General features: G+C 72.9%; 17 protein-coding genes. 13 read left to right on the top strand and 4 right to left on the bottom strand.

Going from position 1 to position 17,319, the window contains the following annotated elements:
- Positions 1–2 precede the first annotated feature (2 nt).
- Positions 3–473 carry a DUF4383 domain-containing protein gene (locus QTQ03_RS12275; RefSeq protein ID WP_289278124.1) on the bottom strand — a complete coding sequence of 157 codons (471 nt, stop codon included), beginning with the start codon at positions 471–473 and terminating at the stop codon, positions 3–5.
- Positions 474–864: 391 nt separating this feature from the next.
- Here QTQ03_RS12275 and QTQ03_RS12270 point away from each other — a divergent pair, with 391 nt between their 5' ends.
- A complete protein-coding gene (locus tag QTQ03_RS12270; RefSeq protein ID WP_289278123.1) occupies positions 865–1,245 on the top strand; it encodes a hypothetical protein in 381 nt (126 codons plus the stop codon).
- Positions 1,229–1,420 (top strand): hypothetical protein, encoded by a 192-nt coding sequence (locus tag QTQ03_RS12265; protein WP_289278122.1) that lies wholly within the window; start codon positions 1,229–1,231, stop codon positions 1,418–1,420. Before QTQ03_RS12270 ends, QTQ03_RS12265 begins: the two co-directional genes overlap by 17 nt.
- Before the next feature lie 103 nt (positions 1,421–1,523).
- On the opposite strand, the gene QTQ03_RS12260 is transcribed toward QTQ03_RS12265, so the two are convergent.
- Complete coding sequence (locus QTQ03_RS12260) at positions 1,524–1,742, bottom strand: DUF397 domain-containing protein (RefSeq protein WP_289278121.1); 219 nt, start codon at positions 1,740–1,742, stop codon at positions 1,524–1,526.
- Between the two features lie 66 nt (positions 1,743–1,808).
- Between QTQ03_RS12260 and pepN the strand changes: the two genes are divergently transcribed.
- The 9 genes from pepN to QTQ03_RS12215 all read left to right on the top strand — a co-directional run bounded on the left by pepN (position 1,809) and on the right by QTQ03_RS12215 (position 12,395).
- Positions 1,809–4,328, top strand: a complete 2,520-nt coding sequence (gene pepN, locus QTQ03_RS12255; protein ID WP_289278120.1) for an aminopeptidase N — start codon at positions 1,809–1,811, stop codon at positions 4,326–4,328.
- A gap of 202 nt (positions 4,329–4,530) precedes the next feature.
- The gene (gene nadD, locus QTQ03_RS12250) at positions 4,531–5,127 is read left to right on the top strand and encodes a nicotinate-nucleotide adenylyltransferase (protein WP_289278119.1); all 597 of its coding nucleotides are present in this window, start codon (positions 4,531–4,533) and stop codon (positions 5,125–5,127) included.
- A 110-nt stretch (positions 5,128–5,237) separates the two neighbouring features.
- Positions 5,238–5,639 (top strand): ribosome silencing factor, encoded by a 402-nt coding sequence (rsfS, locus tag QTQ03_RS12245; protein WP_289278118.1) that lies wholly within the window; start codon positions 5,238–5,240, stop codon positions 5,637–5,639.
- The gene (locus QTQ03_RS12240; RefSeq protein ID WP_289278117.1) at positions 5,636–6,265 is read left to right on the top strand and encodes a histidine phosphatase family protein; all 630 of its coding nucleotides are present in this window, start codon (positions 5,636–5,638) and stop codon (positions 6,263–6,265) included. The genes rsfS and QTQ03_RS12240 overlap by 4 nt, the downstream gene beginning before the upstream one ends.
- 90 nt (positions 6,266–6,355) lie before the next feature.
- Positions 6,356–7,216 (top strand): DegV family protein, encoded by an 861-nt coding sequence (locus tag QTQ03_RS12235; RefSeq protein WP_289278116.1) that lies wholly within the window; start codon positions 6,356–6,358, stop codon positions 7,214–7,216.
- 341 nt (positions 7,217–7,557) lie between these two features.
- Positions 7,558–8,370, top strand: a complete 813-nt coding sequence (locus tag QTQ03_RS12230) for a ComEA family DNA-binding protein (RefSeq protein WP_289280794.1) — start codon at positions 7,558–7,560, stop codon at positions 8,368–8,370.
- Entirely contained in the window at positions 8,367–10,832 is a 2,466-nt protein-coding gene (locus QTQ03_RS12225) for a ComEC/Rec2 family competence protein (RefSeq protein WP_289278115.1), read from the top strand. The genes QTQ03_RS12230 and QTQ03_RS12225 overlap by 4 nt, the downstream gene beginning before the upstream one ends.
- A gap of 124 nt (positions 10,833–10,956) precedes the next feature.
- The gene (gene holA / locus QTQ03_RS12220; RefSeq protein ID WP_289280793.1) at positions 10,957–11,937 is read left to right on the top strand and encodes a DNA polymerase III subunit delta; all 981 of its coding nucleotides are present in this window, start codon (positions 10,957–10,959) and stop codon (positions 11,935–11,937) included.
- Positions 11,934–12,395 (top strand): hypothetical protein, encoded by a 462-nt coding sequence (locus tag QTQ03_RS12215; protein WP_289278114.1) that lies wholly within the window; start codon positions 11,934–11,936, stop codon positions 12,393–12,395. The genes holA and QTQ03_RS12215 overlap by 4 nt, the downstream gene beginning before the upstream one ends.
- A 173-nt stretch (positions 12,396–12,568) precedes the next feature.
- Here the strand turns inward: QTQ03_RS12215 and rpsT are convergent, their stop codons facing one another.
- Positions 12,569–12,835, bottom strand: a complete 267-nt coding sequence (gene rpsT, locus QTQ03_RS12210) for a 30S ribosomal protein S20 (protein ID WP_289278113.1) — start codon at positions 12,833–12,835, stop codon at positions 12,569–12,571.
- A 217-nt stretch (positions 12,836–13,052) separates the two neighbouring features.
- Complete coding sequence (locus QTQ03_RS12205; protein WP_289280792.1) at positions 13,053–14,207, bottom strand: aminoglycoside phosphotransferase family protein; 1,155 nt, start codon at positions 14,205–14,207, stop codon at positions 13,053–13,055.
- Positions 14,208–14,566: 359 nt separating this feature from the next.
- Here QTQ03_RS12205 and QTQ03_RS12200 point away from each other — a divergent pair, with 359 nt between their 5' ends.
- On the top strand, positions 14,567–15,103 hold the full coding sequence (locus QTQ03_RS12200; RefSeq protein WP_289278112.1) for a DUF4240 domain-containing protein: 537 nt from the start codon (positions 14,567–14,569) through the stop codon (positions 15,101–15,103).
- Positions 15,104–15,254: 151 nt separating this feature from the next.
- Entirely contained in the window at positions 15,255–17,132 is a 1,878-nt protein-coding gene (lepA, locus tag QTQ03_RS12195) for a translation elongation factor 4 (RefSeq protein ID WP_289278111.1), read from the top strand.
- Positions 17,133–17,319: the final 187 nt, after the last annotated feature.

Raw genomic sequence — 17,319 nt, 5'->3', positions numbered from 1 at the left:
GGTCAGGGCCGGTCGATCGGTGTGTCGAGTCGGCCGCCGGTGCCCACCTGGCCGGAGATCAGCAGCCCGCAGGCGAGCATGCCGAAGCCGATCGCGAGGTGCAGCCAGGTGTCTGCGTCGTTGACCGGGATGAAGTTGGCCACGCTCCCCCGGTGGATGAAGAAACCGTAGAGCCAGAGGCCGAGGTAGAGGGCGCCGCCGACGGCCAGGAAGGCCCGCGCCCCGGCGATTCGCCGGGCCAGCGCGAGGCCGACCAGGCCGGAACTCAGATGCAGGATGTTGAGCAGGACCGACACCTGGAACAGACCGAGCAGCATCGCCTCCGAGTGGCGCCCGGCGAACCGCATGGCGGCGTAGTCGGTGGTGATCCCGGGAACGAACCCGAGCACCCCGACCAGGAGAAGGATCCCGGCCGCCGCGAGGGCCACCGGCTGGACTCCGGGCCTCGACCCCCCGTGTGCGTTCTGCGCCATGCCTGCACCTCCATGGATCCGCGGATTTCGTCCGCGGTACCGGTCACGCGGATCGCTCGTCACCGTCCGCGACGGTGACGACGCCCGGGGCCCGACGATCCCTCATTCTTCAGTCGATCCGGTCGGCCCCGCAGAGAAATCGCGGATCAGCAGCACCCGGAGGGCCTGGGGGAAGTGGTGACTTCCGCACTCTCGCGGACCTGTTCTCGCCAGCCGCGTCGCGCAGGGCAGGCGCGGCGAAGTGAGGTGGCGGTCCACCGCGACCGTGGGGCGACGCCGGGATGCCTACGACGGGGCAGACACGGTACGTGCTGGCCCCTCCCACGGACGCGGAAACCTGGTTGGCTTTCGGCAGAGCGGTGCGGGGAAGGCCGACCACGGGGAGGGCGGAATGCGGGACAACGGGTCGCCGTACTGGCGGTGGATGCGGCTGGGCGCGGGCGGGGCAAGAGAGACGTCCCTACTGGCGCCCCCACACGGGCCGCCGCGGCCGACCCGGTTCTACACCGTGCATCTCGGCTTCACCGCCGCCGACCGGGCCGTGGCCCGCGAGCTGGCGGTCGGCTACGCGGAGGCGTTGAGCCTGCTCCGTCCCGAGCTGGCGCTCGGCGCGGCGGCGCTCTCCCCGGCCGACGCCTGGCACCACGCCGAGCGACTCTTCTGTGGGGCGGTCGGCCCGGACAGCGAGCGCTGCGCCGACGTGGCCGACCACCCCGGGTTCCACCACGCCCCCGGCCCGGGCGGCCTCGGCTGGGGTGACGGCGACCGGTGAGCGGTCGACCGGCCACCGGACCCGCGCCGCGATCGGCTCACCACCGCCACCGTCGGCCCGCCCGGTTGGCGCGCCGATCTGGCGTCGGGAGTGGATCGAGGACAGGCGGCGCGCCGCTGCGTTGGTACGAGCCGGCCTGGTGCCGGGCATCCGCCAAGCCGAGTCGTACGCCTGAGCCACACCGGCCACGAGCTGTCCGGCCAGGAGTCGGCATCCGTGGCGTCGGGTGCCCGGTGACGGAACCCTGGCGCTCCGGATGCCCGGGCGACGCCGGTGAGTCAGTCCAGGTCGAACTCTCCGTCCTGAGCGCCGGCGACGAAGGCGTCCCACTCGGCCTGGGTGAACACCAGCACCGGCCCGTCCGGCTCGCCGGAGTTGCGCATGCCGATCAGGTCGTCGACGAACGCGACCTCGACCGCGGCCTCGGAGGTGTCGCCCTCAGCCCGCTGCCAGACCGCCCGGGAGAGGTCGAAGTCGCCCTTGGGGTGCGCTGCCATGATCCAGTCCTCCAGTGCCGCTGTTCAGGGGGGTGGGTCGGAATCCCTATCGGGCAGGATAAGCGGATGCCGAGCCTGACCCGTGTAGAGGCGACCGCGCGTGCCGCGCTGATCACCGTCGAGTCCTACCAGGTGGACCTCGACCTGACCGACGAGGGCGGCGTGCGGTTCCGCTCGCACGTCACCATCCGGTTCCGGGCGACCCCCGGAACCGGCACCTTCGTCGAGTGCAAGCCCGCCGAGCTGCGGGCGGTCCGCCTCAACGGCGCCGACCTCGACCCGGCGACGCTGGATGACAGTCGGCTGCCGCTGCCCGACCTCGCCGAGCACAACACACTGACGGTCGAGGCGGACATGGCGTACTCCAACACAGGCGAGGGCATGCACCGCTTCGTCGACCCGGCCGACGGCGAGACCTACCTCTACGCCATGTCCTTCCTCGACGACGTGCAGCGCATCTTCGCCGCCTTCGACCAGCCCGACCTGAAGGCGCCGGTCACCCTCACCGTCACCGCCCCGGAGCACTGGACGGTCGCCGCGAACGGCCCGCTGGCCGCCGCCCGCCGCCCGGGGCGTTGGGAATTCGCCCCGACCGCGCCGCTGGCCACGTACGTCGTCTCGCTGATCGCCGGCCCCTGGCACGTCCGCCGGGACGAGCACGATGGCATTCCGCTCGGCGTCTGGTGCCGCCGTTCGCTCGCCGCTCATCTCGACGCGGACATCGGCGAGATCTTCACCGTCACGAAACAGTGTCTGGACCGGTTCCACCAGCTCTTCGCCGAGCGGTACCCGTTCGGCAAGTACGACCAGGCGTTCGTGCCGGAGTTCAATGCCGGTGCGATGGAGAACCCCGGTCTGGTCACCATCCGCGACGACTACGTCTTCCGCTCGGCGGTTACGGACGGCCAGCGGGAGCTGCGGGCCACCACCATCGCCCACGAGATGGCCCACATGTGGTTCGGTGACCTGGTCACCATGCGGTGGTGGGACGACCTGTGGCTGAACGAGTCGTTCGCGGAGTACCTGGGCGCCCGGGTCACCGCCGAGGCGACCCGCTTCGACCGGGCCTGGACCACGTTCGCCCTGAGGCGCAAGGCCTGGGGGTACGCGGCCGACCAGCGCCCGTCCACCCACCCCGTCGCCCCGAAAGAGGTGCGCGACGCCGCCGAGGGACTGCTCAACTTCGATGGCATTTCGTACGCCAAGGGCGCCGGTGTGCTGCGGCAGCTGGTGGCGTGGCTCGGCGACGACGCCTTCCTGGCCGGTCTCAACGCGCACTTCGCCAAACACCGGTTCGGCAACGCCACCCTGGCCGACCTGCTGGCCGCCCTCAGCGCCGCGAGCGGGCGGGATCTGACCGGGTGGGCGCGGCGCTGGCTGCGGACCGCCCAGGTCAACACGCTGTGCGCCGAGGTCGCCGTGGACCCCGAGGGCCGCTATACCGAGGTGGCCGTGGTACAGACCGCCCCGCGATCACACCCGGTGCTGCGCCCGCACCGGATCGGCGTCAGCCGCTACGCGGCTGACGGGCTGGTCGGGCACACCGAGGTGGAGCTGGCTCCGGACACCGACGGGGGCCGGACGGTGCTCGCCGAGTTGACCGGATCCCCGGCCGCCCGGCTGCTGCTGCCCAACGCCGGTGACCTGACCTTCGCCAAGATCCGGCTCGACCCGGCCTCGGTGGACGCCGTACCCCAGCTGCTGCCCGGCTTGGTCGACCCGCTCGCGCGGGCACTGCTGTGGGGCGAGGCGCTGGACGCGGCGACCGACGGGGAACGGCCGATCACCGCCCTGGTCGGGCTGATCGCTGCGGCGCTGCCGGCCGAGACCGAGGTGGTGATCGCCGAGGACGTACTGACGCTGAGCCGCTCACTGATCGACCGCTACCTCGATCCGCTGGCTCGGCGGGCGGCGCTGGTCCGCGTCGCCGGGGCCTGCCGGCAGCTGCTGGACTCCGCTCCGGCCGGCGGATCGTTGCAGCTCGCGGCCGCTCGGGGCTGGATCGCCGCGACCACCGACGCCGACCTGCTGACGAGCTGGCTGGCGGGCCGGGCCGTGCCGCCGGGGCTCGCCGTCGACGCCGAACTACGCTGGGCCGTGCTGGGCCGGCTGGTGGTGCTCGGCGCGGCGGGCGCGGCGGAGATCGCCGCCGAGGCGGCGGCCGACCGGAGCGCCACCGGTGCCGAGCGTGCCGCCCGTTGCCGGGCGGCACTGCCCGACCCGGTCGCCAAGCAGACCGCATGGGAGATTGTCGTGGCCGACACGAGGCTGTCCAATCGCCTGGTCGAGGCCACCGCCGAGGGCTTCTGGCAGCCGGAGCAGGCCGAGCTGACCGCGCCGTACCTGGCGCGGTACTTCGCCGATCTGCCGGTCGCCGCACGGCGCCGTACGCCCTGGGTCACGGACCGGATCGCGGCCCTGGCGTTTCCCCGCTACGCCGTCGCCCAGACCACCCGGGAGGCGGTCACGGCGCTGCTTGCCCGCGACGATCTCACACCCGGTCTGCGCCGCCAGGTGGTCGACGCGGATGACGACCTGCGGCGCGCCCTGGTCGCCCGCACCGCTGTCGCCGCGGCAGCCGCCTGACGTCCCTGACCGCGCGTCCTCCCGTACCTCGTCCCGCGCCCCATGCGAGGACGAGGTGCCCACTACCGAAAAGGGCGACTCCTCCCGGAAGAACAATGTTTCGGTCCGGAACGATGCTCCTGCTCCGGGAACACGCTCGTTCGTCTGGTGCGGGCCGGACGGGGCGGGCAGGCGGTTGTCGCGGGCGGCCTAGGATCGCGGGGTGGAGGAAGACATCCGACGGATCGGGATCATGGGCGGCACCTTCGACCCGATCCACCACGGGCACCTGGTCGCGGCCAGTGAGGTGGCGGACCGGTTCGGGCTGGACGACGTCATCTTCGTTCCCACCGGTGAGCCGTGGCAGAAGGCGGACGAGCCGGTCAGCCCCGCCGAGGATCGGTACCTGATGACCGTGATCGCCACCGCCTCCAATCCCCGCTTCCAGGTCAGCCGGGTCGACATCGACCGCGGCGGCCCGACCTACACCGTCGACACGCTGCGCGACCTGCACGCCGAGTACGGCCCAAAGGTCCAGCTCTTCTTCATCACCGGCGCGGACGCGCTGTCGAAGATCCTCTCCTGGAAGGACCTGGACGAGATCTTCGAGCTGGCTCACTTCATCGCGGTCACCCGCCCGGGGTTCGAGCTGTCCGACGCCCACCTGCCCGCCGACACGGTGAGCCTGGTGCAGGTGCCGGCGATGGCCATCTCGTCCACCGACTGCCGCGACCGCGTCGCCCGGGGCGAGCCGGTGTGGTACCTGGTCCCGGACGGCGTTGTGCAGTACATCGCCAAGCGGCGGCTCTACCAGCAGTGATCTGCCACGGTATGCGGTCGTTCATGCTCCGAACGCACCGTAACTGACCGCTCGTGACGTGCCCGGATGTGAGAGGCTTGGAGGGTCGCACGCTTGATCGAAGGAGAACGGTGACAGTTTCCGAACGCGCACACGAGCTGGCGACCGCCGCCGCCCAGGCCGCCGCCGACAAGAAGGCGCAGGACATCGTCATCATCGATGTGGGTGACCAACTCGCCATCACCGACGCGTTCCTGCTCGCCGCCGCCCCCAACGAGCGCCAGGTGCTCGCCGTCGTCGACGCGATCGAGGAGCGGCTGCTCGGGCTGCCGGAGAAGGCCAAACCGGTCCGGCGCGAAGGGGAGCGCGGCGGCCGTTGGGTGCTGCTCGACTACGTCGACATCGTCGTGCACGTCCAGCACACGGAGGAGCGGGAGTTCTACGCCCTCGACCGGCTCTGGAAGGACTGCCCCCAGATCCCGTTCGTCGACCGGGACCTCGCCGCCGCCGAGTCGGGTGCCGGCACCGAATGACCCGGCTGATCGTCTGGCGGCACGGCAACACCGACTGGAACGCCACCGGCCGCGTCCAGGGGCAGACCGACGTCCCGTTGAACGACCTCGGCCGGGAGCAGGCCCGGGCCACCGCACCGCTGCTCGCCGCGCTCCGCCCGGACGCGATCATCGCCAGTGACCTACGCCGCGCCGCCGACACCGCCGCCGCCCTGGCCGCCGTGACCGGGCTACCGGTCCGGACCGACCCGCGGCTGCGGGAGCGGTACTTCGGCCACTGGCAGGGGCTCGCCCTCACCGAGGTCGCCGAGCACCACCCGGAGGAGCACGCCCGCTGGCGGGCCGGCGACCCGGACCCGGGTGCCGGCATCGAGACCCTTGACGACCTCGGCAAGCGCCTCGGGGCTGCCCTTCAGGACGCCGCCGACGCCGTGCCCGGAGGCACCATCGTGGTCACCACGCACGGCGGCGGCGCGCGACAGGGCGTCGGTCAGCTGCTCGGGTGGGACCACGACGTCCTGCGGACGGTCGGCGCCCTGCAGAACTGCCACTGGACCGAGTTGCGTCACGACCCCGTCCGGGGCTGGCACCTGCGGGCGCACAACGTCGGTCTGCTCGCCGCGCCGACCGGCACCGACGCGCCCTGACCCGCTCCAACCCCGGCGGGTCGGCTGACCTCGGCGGGATGTCGCTGTCGGGCCTCGGCTATCCGCGGTGAGATCGGCTAGCGTTCCGACATGCCCGTCGCGGTCGTCACCGACTCCACCGCCTACCTTCCCGCCGAGCTGCTGGCCGTCCACCGACTGACGGTGGTGCCGCTGACCGTCGTCCTCAACGGTGCGGAGGGGTTGGAGGGGGTGGAGACCTTCCCGGGCGACGCCACCCGCGCGCTGCGCAGCCGGCGGGTCTCGGTCAGCACGTCCCGACCCGCTCCGGAGCAGTTCGCGCGGACGTACCGGCGGCTCCTCGACGAGGGCGCGGAAGGAGTCGTCTCGGTGCACCTGTCGGCGGAGCTCTCCGGTACCGTAGCGGCCGCCCGGCTGGCCGCCGCCGACCTCGGTGACCGGGTGACGGTGGTGGACAGCCGCTCCTGCGGAATGGGCATCGGCTTTCCGGCGGTCGCCGCCGCCGAGGCCGCCGCGACCGGCGCCGATCTGCCCGCGGTGCGCGCCGCCGCGCGGGGTGCCGTTGCGCGGACGACCACCTTCTTCTACCTCGACACGCTGGAGTTCCTTCGCCGGGGCGGCCGGATCAACGCGGCCGAGGCGTTGCTCGGCACCGCCCTCTCGGTGAAGCCGATCATGTACATGCCGGACGGGGCGATCGTCCTCCGGGACAAGGTACGGACCGCCAGCCGGGGCGTCGCCCGCCTGGTCGACCTGGCCGTCGAGGCATCCGGTGACGTGGATGTGGACCTCGCCCTGCACCACCTGGCCGCCCCACAGCGCGCCGAGGCGCTCCGGGAGGCGCTGGCCGCCCGGCTCGGTGCCCGTCTGCGCGACACCTACGTCTCGGAGGCGGGTGCGGTGGTTGCCGCGCACGCCGGCCCGGGCCTGGCCTGCGTGGTGGTGCACCGTCGCCCACCGGTGGCCGGCTGACCGGCGGTGGGAGTCACCCGACACATCTCGGACATGATCAGGGCGTTGTCCACAGCTGCGGTACTGTCCACAGCCGAGGACGTCGCCGGCCGCCGCCACCGTCCGTCGCGGCCTAGCCTCACGCCGTGTCGTACGACGAGGAGACGGTGGTCCGGGAGCGGCTGCGCCGCGTGCTGCCGGCGGCAGCGACGGACGGGGCGATCAGGGCCACCGTGGCGCTCCGCCCGCCCGACGTCGTGCCGGTCGGGAATGACCCGAGCGGCACGACGCCGGGCGGGAGCGGGCACGACGACGGGGATCGGGCCGGTGCGGTGCCGGGCGTGGGCGGGCTCGATGATCGATTGGTCGGCGTCCGCCCGGGGCGGCTGCGGTCGCCGCTCGGGCCGGTCGACGCCGACCCGTCGTCCCCCACCGGCCCGACCACACCGCGCGATGGAGAGCCGCTCACGCCGGCCTGCCCGGACGACCCCCGGCACCGAGTGGCGCGCGGTGCCGGAGAGGAGCCGACCGATGGCCGTCCCGGCCTGCCGGGGCCGGGAGCGTTCGATCCGGGGCGGCGCGGCGTGCGGGTGCTGGCCGTCGTCGCGGTTCTCGTCGTGCTCGGGGCCGGACTCTGGGCGTGGCGGTCCCAGCCGCGGGCCGAGCCGGTCCCACCGTTGACAGGCGCCACGGCGATCGCGACCGTCCCGAACCGGTCCGAACCGTCGGCGACGCCGGGCGACGAGTTGGTTGTGGCCGTCGCCGGGAAGGTCCGCCGGCCGGGGCTGGTGCGGGTGCCCGCCGGTGCTCGAGTCGCCGATGCCGTGCAGGCGGCCGGGGGCGCGCTGCCCGGCGTGGATGTGGCCCTGCTGAATCCAGCCCGGAAGATCGCTGACGGGGAGCTGATCCTCGTGGGCGTCACCGCGCCGGCCGCAGCGCCCCCGCCCGCCGGCGCAGTGGATGCGGCGGGTCCAGCGACCGGCGGGCGGGTGAACCTGAACACCGCCACGCTGCCGCAGCTCGACGCGCTGCCAGGGGTCGGGCCGGTGCTCGCGCAGCGCATCGTCGGCCACCGAGAACAGCACGGCGGCTTCCGCTCGGTGAGCGACCTGCGCCGAATCGACGGGATCGGCGATGCGCGGTACGAGCAGCTCAAGGACCTGGTGACGGTATGACCGGGCATCCTGGATCCGCGGTCGCCCCCGGCAACTCGCCGCGTCCGAATGCCCGTCGGTGGGCGGCCGACCCGGCGGCCGGCACAACGGCGGGGCTGGGCACGCACGACGTACCCGACCTGCGGCTCGCCGGCCTGGCTGTCGCCGCGTGGCTTACCGCGCTCGCCGGGCTGCACCTGAGCGCCGGCGCGACGCTGCTCGTGGCGGCAGCCAGCGGTGTGGCAGCCGGTGTCGGCGCGCTGCACCTGCTCGGTCGCCTGGGCCGGCCGGCCGCGCCGGTGCGTCGCCACGGCTGGATCGCCGTCACCGTGCTGCTCGGCGTCGTCTGCGGGGCGAGCGCCACCGGGGCTCGGGTCGCCATACGGGATGCCGCGCCGCTGGCTGCCCTCGTCGGCGACGGCGGCACCGTCACTGCCGAGCTGGTTGTCCGCGACGATCCCCGGGCCGTACGCGGGGTCCCGGGAGGCCCCGCCATGTATCTGGTGCCGGCGGAGTCGAGCCTGTTCACCGCGCGGGACGGCCGGCGCGTGCAGGTCCGGGTACGGGTGCTCGTCCTCGCCACCGACGCGGCCTGGCGGGAACTGCTGCCCGGGCAGTGGCTGACCGCGGAGGGTCGCCTCGCCGCCCCGCGTGGAGGTGACCTGACCGCCGCGGTCCTCCGGTCGACCCGGCCACCGGCGGTGCACGGCCCCTCTCCGCCGTTCCAGCGGGCCGCCGGCACGCTCCGTTCCGGCCTGCGGGAGGTCTGCGACCCGTTGCCAGACGAGCAGGGTGGCCTACTGCCTGGGCTGGTGGTGGGGGACACGAGTCGGTTGCCATCCACGGTGGAGGAGGACTTCCTCGCCACCGGCATGACGCACCTCACGGCGGTGTCCGGATCCAACGTGGCGATCATCGTCGGTGCGGTGCTGCTGCTCGCCCGCTGGGCTCGGGTCGGTCCCTGGCTGGCGGCCGGGCTCTGCGGGGTCGCGCTGGTGGGCTTCGTGATCCTGGTCCGACCATCGCCGAGTGTGGTGCGGGCGGCCACCATGGGGGCGATCGGGCTCGCCGCGCTGGCGGCCGGTCGGCCCCGGGCGGCGCTGCCCGCGCTGGCCGCAGCGGTGACGGTGCTGGTGCTGGTTGACCCCGAACTGGCTGGTGATGCCGGCTTCGCCCTCTCCGTCCTGGCCACCGGCGGGCTGCTTCTGCTCGCCCCGCGGTGGCGGGACGCGCTGCGCCGCCGTCGGGTGCCGGCCGGTCTCGCCGAGGCGTTGGCCGTGCCCGCCGCGGCGCAGCTCGCCTGCGCGCCGGTCGTGGCGGGCCTTTCCGGCACCGTCAGCTTGGTGGCGGTTCCGGCGAACCTGCTGGTGGTGCCGGCCATCGCACCGGCCACGGTGCTCGGTGTGGTGGCGGCGGGGCTCTCACCGCTCTGGCCGGCCGGCGCCGGGTTCCTCGCCTGGCTGGCCAGTTGGCCGGCGTGGTGGCTGGTCACGGTCGCGCACCACGGTGCGCGTGTGCCAGCGGGGACACTGCCCTGGCCGGACGGGCTGGCCGGGGCGTCGCTGCTGTCCGGGCTGACCCTCGTGCTGCTGGTGGCCGTCCGGCGCCCGCTGGTCCGCCGGCTGGTGGCGGTGGTCGCCGTCGCCGCAGTGGTCGGTGCCCTGCCGGTGCGGCTGGTGGCGTCCGGGTGGCCACCGCGGGGCTGGGTGGTCGTCGCGTGCGCGGTCGGGCAGGGTGACGCGGTGGTCTTGCCGGTTGGCCCCGGCCGGGCCGTGGTGGTGGACGCCGGACCGGACCCCGGGGCGGCGGACCGCTGCCTGCGCGGGCTTGGTATCCGCGAGGTGCCGTTGCTGGTGGTCAGCCATTTCCACGCCGACCACATCGGCGGCGTCGCGGGCGTGTTCCGGGGCCGTCGCGTCGCCACCGTCCTGACGCCCCGATGGCCGGAGCCGGCGGCCGGGTGGGACGTGGTCCGGGCCGAGGCGGCGGCGGGCTCCGCCGACCTCGTCTCCGCCCCGGCGGGCTGGCGGTACCACGCCGGTGCGGTGGAGTTGGCCGTGGTCGGCCCGCCGTACCCGTTGCGAGGCACCCGGTCCGACCCGAACAACAACTCCCTCATCCTGCTCGCGACGGTCGCGGGGGTGCGGATCCTGCTGCCCGGCGACGCGGAGGCCGAGGAGCAGCGGGCGCTGCTCGACCGCCCTCCGCCGGGCGGTCTTCAGGCGCACGTGCTGAAGGTCGCCCACCACGGCTCGGCCTACCAGGACCCGGCGTTCCTCGACGCGGTCCGGCCGGTGGTTGCCCTCGTCCCGGTCGGGACGGGCAACACCTACGGACACCCGAACCCGGCGGTGCTGGGCCGCTTGGCGCGGGGCGGTGCCCGGGTGCTGCGGACCGACGCCGATGGCGACGTAGCGGCGGTGGTCGAGCCGTCGGGTCTCGCGACCGTCACCCGTGGTCCGGACCCGCTCGGACCTACCTAGGAGATCGATGACGGCTGCGGGAGCTGTGCGGCAACCGAGATGAATGTCTGGATTTGCGCTGAGTGCGGGGCTCACCGCCGGAGTGCGGTCCACCAGGCTGGCTGCGGCGGCCGGCCGTGCGAATATGGGCGGCGTGACCGCCGCCAGCCTCGCCCCCATTGTGCTCGTCCTCGGCGACGAGGAACTGCTCGCCACGCGAGCGGTCGCCGAGGCGGTCGCCCGCGCGCGTGGCGAGGATCCGGACGTGGACGTCCGCGAATACCAGGCCGGCTCGCTGACCGGGGGTGAGATCGCGGAGATGCTCAGCCCGTCGCTCTTCGGCGGGCGCCGGCTGCTCGTCCTCCGCTCGGGCCAGGACGCGCGCAAGGATCTGACGTCCGCGCTGCTGACGTACGCCAGGAATCCCGATCCGGATGTACACCTGGTCGTGCTGCACCTCGGTGGCGCCAAAGGCAAGGCGTTCGCTGACGGTCTGAAGGCAGCCGGCGCTACCGTCGTACCGGCGGCCAGACTGAAGGGGCATCGTGAACGGGTGGCGTTCGTCCGGTACGAGATCCGTCGGTCGGGCGGTCGGTGCTCCGACGACGCCGCCGAGGCGCTCATCGCGGCGGTCGGGGCTGATCTGCGCGAGCTGGCCGCTGCCTGCTCCCAGCTGATGGCCGACACCGACGGGAAGATCAACCCGGAGACGGTGTCGCGCTACTACCGGGGTCGGGTCGAGGTGACCGGCTTCACGGTCGCCGACGCCACGATGGTGGGCGACGTGCCGGCAGCGCTGGAGGCGCTCCGGTGGGCGCTGCACGTCGGCGTGGACCCGGTGCCGATCGCGGACGCCCTCGCCGACGGCGTACGCACCGTGGCGCGGGTCGCCTCCGCCGGGCGGGGGAGTCCGTACCAACTGGCGAGTACCCTCGGCATGCCGGCGTGGAAGATCGAACGCGCCCAGCGGCAGGCGCGCGGCTGGACGCCGGAGGGGCTGGTCGACGCCATGCGGGCGGCTGCCGCGTGCAACGCCGCGGTGAAGGGCGGCTCGGACAACCGGGCGTACGCCCTCGAGCGGGCCGTCTTCTCGGTCGCGACCGCGCGTCAGGGCGGCGCCCGGTGACCGGAGTCTCCCGCGGATCGTGGGCCACCGTCGTGGCCGACGAGGATCGCTACCGGCCGCTCTACGCCCGCGTCCTCGGGTTGCGGTTCGTCAACCCGGGTGGCGTGCTCTGCTTCGTCTTCTTCGAGGGCGCCATCGCCCTCGCCGCGCTGTTGGCCCTCGCCGAGTTGGTCACCTGGTGGGCCGTGCTGGTCCTGCCCGCGGTGGTGGCCGTGATGGTGAAGCTCAACGACCTGGTGGTGGCACGGGTCGTCCGCTCTGCGGCACTCGTGCCCGAGCAGGAGCGGGATCGCTTCCGGCAGCAGATGGAGCCGGTGGTGGGCACTGCGCGGGTCGACTGGATCCGGCACAGCGTGCCCGGCGTCGTCGTCTCGTCTCACCCGACACCGGACTCGCCAGTCGACCCGCTGCCGCCCGTGGTCCAGAGACCGGCGCGCCAGAACGGCGGCACCACCTGACCCGGCCGCTCATGCCACCGGATCCGGCGGGAGAGCCAGGAACGGTAGGTCCCGTCGAGTCGAGATCTTTCGAAGTCTGCAGCGGCCGCGACGGCACCGTTGGTGCGCGCGCAGACAAACGCGAGCCCCGGGCGGGCGGCCCGGGGCTCGCGGTCAGGTCTCCGGCAGCCGCGTCAGGCGGAGAAAGACGCCACGCGCTTGGCGATGGCGGACTTGCGGTTCGCGGCCTGGTTGGTGTGGATCACACCCTTGCTGACGGCCTTGTCCAGCTTGCGGGAGGCGTCTCGCATCAGAGTTGTGGCCTTCTCGACGTCGCCGGCCTCGGCGGCCTCGTGGAACTTGCGGATGGCGGTCTTCAGCGACGACTTGACCGACTTGTTACGCAGCCGGCGCTTCTCGTTCTGCCGGTTGCGCTTGATCTGGGACTTGATGTTCGCCACGCGACAGCCTCGTCTTGATAGCTCGGGTTGGTCTGCTTCCTCACGCGGCGAGCATGCGTCATCGCTGCGCGAAGAGCCAGGCTACCAGGTCGCCTGGTGCCAGACCAAAACGCCTCCCACCTGACCCGCTCACCGTGCTGCGCCTGGCCGAGCTGGGGCGTGACCGGACCGACCCGACGTCGGTGAGCGTCACCGTAACGGCAGCGGGACGGGTTCCTCAGCCCCAGCCCTGTCGGCGGGCGAGCCAGGCGAGCGCCCGTCCGCCGCTGCGCTGCTGGTGGACGGCCAGCTGCGCGGTGGCGGTCGGCGTGGTCACCGACGCCGTGGTGAGGAAGTATCCGGCCAGGGCGGCCAGTGTCACGTCCAGCGCGTCCGGCGGTGCGCCGGCAGCGGCCGGGTGGGCCTCGAAGGCGGCATCCAGCGCGTCGCCGTCCGGCCCGTCGCCGTCCGGTCCCAGGAAGGCCGCGTCCGGGCCGATGGCAGCCGCGTGCGGCCCGTCGAATGTTGCGCCCGAGTCGAGGGCCGCATCCGAACTGCCGCCGGCCACGACCACGTCGTCGAGGGCGGGGCCCGGCCCACCGGCGGGCACGTCCGGCTCGGCGAGGAGCACACCCGGCCCGCCGAGAAGCACCTCCTCCGTCTCGGCGTATCCGCCCAGGAGCAATGTGACCAGATCGAACCAGGCCGGCCCGTGGCAGAGCCAGGTCCAGTCGCACCACCACACCCGCCCGGCCACGTCGAGCAGGACGTTGTCGGGCCGCAGGTCACCGTGGATCAGCCCGCTTGCGTCGGCGGCGTACGCCGGAAGGCGCGACTCCAGCGCGACCAGCTCGGGCAGCCGCCGCACCAGGTGAGCCGGGAGCGGCGGCGTGGGCTCGCGGCCCGCGACCACGTCACCCCACCGGAGGATGTCGTTTCGGGCCAGGTCGGTCAGGTGGGGCAGGCCGAGCGCGGCGAGGTCACCGGGCGGGTCGGCCAGGGCGGCGGCGACGTCCGCGTATGCCGCCAGGGTCGCGGCCAACTCCACCGGATCCCAGGGGTGTCGGGGCTGGCGTCCGTCGATGACGCTTTGCCCGAGCGCGAACCAACCCGAATCGTGCAGCGTCCAGCGCGGGCGGGGCACCGGCAGGCCGGGCGGGAGCCGGTCGAGGATCGCGGCGTCCCGGGCGTACCAGTCGGCCAGGTACGAGGTGGCGGGCGCGGCTTTGACGAAGACCCGGGCGCCGTCGGCGGCGGTCAGCACCCCGGCGAAGCCGCGGGTGAAGCCGGTGGTGGCGGCGTCGGCGGAGACCACCGGAGCGCCGAGCCGGTCGGCGAGCGCGGCCCGCAGGCCCACCGGCAGCTCCGACCAGCCGGGGCGGCCGGCCGTCACGGGGTACGACGGTGAGGTCGACATCCTCTCAGTGTCGTACGCGACGGGGACACCGCACCCGGGACTGATGGATTCTGACGCGCTGATCGCCGTTGGTTTCTGACGCGCTGATCGCCGTTGGTTTCTGACGCGCTGATCGCCGTTGGTCCGCTGATCGCAGCGTCGGTGACGACCACCGGCGATCCGGACCGCGCTCGCCCGGTTGACCGGGCTGAGCAGCAGTCGGGAGCCGGCCGACGAGCCGCGGGAGCCGGACGACCGGCGGAGCGGCGGAGCGGCGGCACCGCGACCGGCGCCCCGCCCCCCGCGGCGCTGCCGCCCACCGAAAGCGGCGGGGGCGTCTGGGAGACTGCCAGGCCATGAGGACCGACGACTTCTGGCAGCTGGTCGACCAGGCCCGAGCCGGCGGTGGGGGAGAGCCGCCCGCGGTCGCCGCTCGGGCGGTCGCGCTGCTCGCGCGACGGGATCCGGAGGAGATCGTCGGGTACGCACGCCACCAGGCGCGCGTGCTGGCCGCGTCGCACCGGGTGGATCTGTGGGGAGCGGCGTACCTGATCAACGGTGGTGTCTCCGACGACGGCTTCCATCACTTCCGGGGCTGGCTGATGACCCAGGGTCGGGTGGTCTTCGCCCGGGCGGTCGCCGAGCCGGACTCGCTGGCCGAGTTGCCCCGGGTGCGAGCCGCGTCGCTCTCCGGTGAGGAGTTCGCCTGCGCGGAGATGCTGGCCGTGCCGTGGGACGCGTACCGGGAGGCGACCGCTGTCGACCTGCCGACGGGCCGCGACCCGGCCCCGGCGCCGGACCTGAACGACTTCTGGGACTTCGACGACGAGGACGAGGCCCGCTGCAGGCTGCCGAAGCTGGCCGCCCTCTTCGTGGAACCGCCCGGCGAGTGAGGGTGGCCCGCGCCGGCCCGCCGGCGGAACCGGCGACCGCGGTGCCAGCGGGGTTCGCCCGCGCAGCGGGCGTGGCCGGGCGGCGTGGGAGCATGGAGGGGGTCGGCGGCGTGCCGGCCTGCTCAACGTCAGCCGACCAGAACGGACCACTGTGCCACCGACGCTCGATCCCGGCGCGAACGCTCCTGGTGCAACCGACCCGGCGCGCATCAGGAACTTCTGCATCATCGCCCACATCGACCACGGGAAATCGACCCTGGCCGACCGGATGCTGCAGCTCACCGGAGTGGTCGACCCCCGCCAGATGCGTGCGCAGTACCTCGACCGGATGGACATCGAGCGCGAGCGCGGAATCACGATCAAGAGCCAGGCCGTCCGGATGCCGTGGACGATCCGGGATGGCGACCGGGTCGGCGAGTGCGCCGTCCTCAACATGATCGATACTCCGGGGCACGTCGACTTCACGTACGAGGTGTCCCGCTCGTTGGCGGCCTGCGAGGGCGCGATCCTGCTGGTCGACGCCGCTCAGGGCATCGAGGCGCAGACCCTGGCGAACCTGTACCTGGCGCTCGAGAACGACCTGCACGTCATCCCGGTGCTCAACAAGATCGACCTGCCGGCGGCGCAGCCGGAGAAGTACGCCGAGGAGCTGGCGCACCTGATCGGTGGTGACCCGGCGGACTGCATCAGGGTGTCGGGCAAGACCGGCGAGGGCGTTCCGCACCTGCTCGACGAGATCGTCCGGCAGTTCATCCCGCCGGTCGGTGAGGCCGACTCGCCGGCTCGGGCGATGATCTTCGACTCGGTGTACGACGTCTACCGGGGCGTGGTCACCTACGTACGGGTGGTCGACGGGCGGATCGGTGCCCGGGACCGGATCAAGATGATGTCCACCGGCGCGGCGCACGAACTGCTGGAGATCGGGGTCATCTCACCGGAGATGCAGAAGGCCGAGGCGTTGGGTGTCGGCGAGGTGGGCTACCTCATCACCGGTGTGAAGGACGTCCGCCAGTCGCGGGTCGGTGACACGGTAACCACCAACGGCCGTCCGGCCAGCGAGGCGCTGGGCGGTTACAAGGACCCGAAACCGATGGTCTACTCCGGCCTCTACCCGATCGACGGGTCGGACTACCCGAACCTGCGCGACGCACTGGACAAGCTCAAGCTCAACGACGCCGCGCTGACGTACGAGCCGGAGACCTCGGGCGCGCTCGGCTTCGGGTTCCGCTGCGGGTTCCTCGGCCTGCTGCACCTGGAGATCATCCGGGAGCGGTTGGAGCGGGAGTTCAATCTCGACTTGATCTCCACCGCGCCGAACGTGGTTTACCGGGCCGTCCAGGAGGACGGCCAGGAAATCGTGGTGACCAACCCGAGCGAGTACCCGACCGGCAAGATCGCCGAGGTGTACGAGCCGACCGTGCGGGCCACTGTGCTGACTCCGAACGACTACGTCGGCGCGGTGATGGAGTTGTGTCAGGGTCGGCGAGGCAGCCTGCTCGGCATGGATTACCTATCCGCCGACCGGGTGGAGCTGCGCTACACACTCCCCCTAGCGGAGATCATCTTTGACTTCTTCGATCAGTTGAAGAGTCGCACCAAGGGGTATGCGTCGCTGGACTACGAGCCGTCTGGCGAACAGGCGTCGGACCTGGTGAAGGTCGACATCCTGCTGCACGGCGAGCCGGTCGACGCGTTCAGCGCGATCGTGCACAAGGACAAGGCGTACAACTACGGCACCTCCATCGCCGCGAAGTTGCGCAACCTGATCCCGCGCCAGCAGTTCGAGGTGCCGATCCAGGCGGCCATCGGCAGCCGGGTGATCGCCCGGGAGACGATCCGGGCCATCCGCAAGGACGTCCTCTCGAAGTGCTACGGCGGTGACATCAGCCGTAAGCGCAAGCTGCTGGAAAAGCAGAAGGAGGGCAAGAAGCGGATGAAGATGGTGGGCCGGGTGGAAGTCCCCCAGGAGGCATTCATCGCCGCCCTCTCCTCCGACTCCGGCGACGGGAAGGCCCCCGGTAAGAAGTGACCACGGCCGGGGTGTCGGGCCGGACGGAGGGCGTTGCCGGCCAGGGCACGCAGCGGGGCCGGGGCGTGGGGGTCCGTTACGAAATGGACACCGGCGGCGGCCTTCGGCCCGCGGTGGTGGCTGGCTCGTTGGCCCCGGCGCCGGGAACCTCGGCCGGTCCGAGCGCCACCGTCGGCGAGTCCGAATC

The sequence above is a fragment of the Micromonospora sp. WMMA1363 genome, from assembly GCF_030345795.1.
GTDB lineage: Bacteria > Actinomycetota > Actinomycetes > Mycobacteriales > Micromonosporaceae > Micromonospora.
The sequence above is the reverse complement of the archived record's forward strand: the minus strand, read 5'-3'. Positions and strand labels throughout refer to the sequence as shown.

What these genes read in the sequence shown, in the direction of transcription:
- QTQ03_RS12225 (WP_289278115.1), top strand. Translation starts at nt 8,367, where the DNA reads ATGACCGGGCATCCTGGATCCGCGGTCGCCCCCGGCAACTCGCCGCGT.
- pepN (WP_289278120.1), top strand. Translation starts at nt 1,809, where the DNA reads ATGCCGAGCCTGACCCGTGTAGAGGCGACCGCGCGTGCCGCGCTGATC.
- QTQ03_RS12240 (WP_289278117.1), top strand. Translation starts at nt 5,636, where the DNA reads ATGACCCGGCTGATCGTCTGGCGGCACGGCAACACCGACTGGAACGCC.
- QTQ03_RS12270 (WP_289278123.1), top strand. Translation starts at nt 865, where the DNA reads ATGCGGGACAACGGGTCGCCGTACTGGCGGTGGATGCGGCTGGGCGCG.
- QTQ03_RS12275 (WP_289278124.1), bottom strand. Translation starts at nt 473, where the DNA reads ATGGCGCAGAACGCACACGGGGGGTCGAGGCCCGGAGTCCAGCCGGTG.
- holA (WP_289280793.1), top strand. Translation starts at nt 10,957, where the DNA reads ATGGGCGGCGTGACCGCCGCCAGCCTCGCCCCCATTGTGCTCGTCCTC.
- QTQ03_RS12260 (WP_289278121.1), bottom strand. Translation starts at nt 1,742, where the DNA reads ATGGCAGCGCACCCCAAGGGCGACTTCGACCTCTCCCGGGCGGTCTGG.
- QTQ03_RS12200 (WP_289278112.1), top strand. Translation starts at nt 14,567, where the DNA reads ATGAGGACCGACGACTTCTGGCAGCTGGTCGACCAGGCCCGAGCCGGC.
- QTQ03_RS12235 (WP_289278116.1), top strand. Translation starts at nt 6,356, where the DNA reads ATGCCCGTCGCGGTCGTCACCGACTCCACCGCCTACCTTCCCGCCGAG.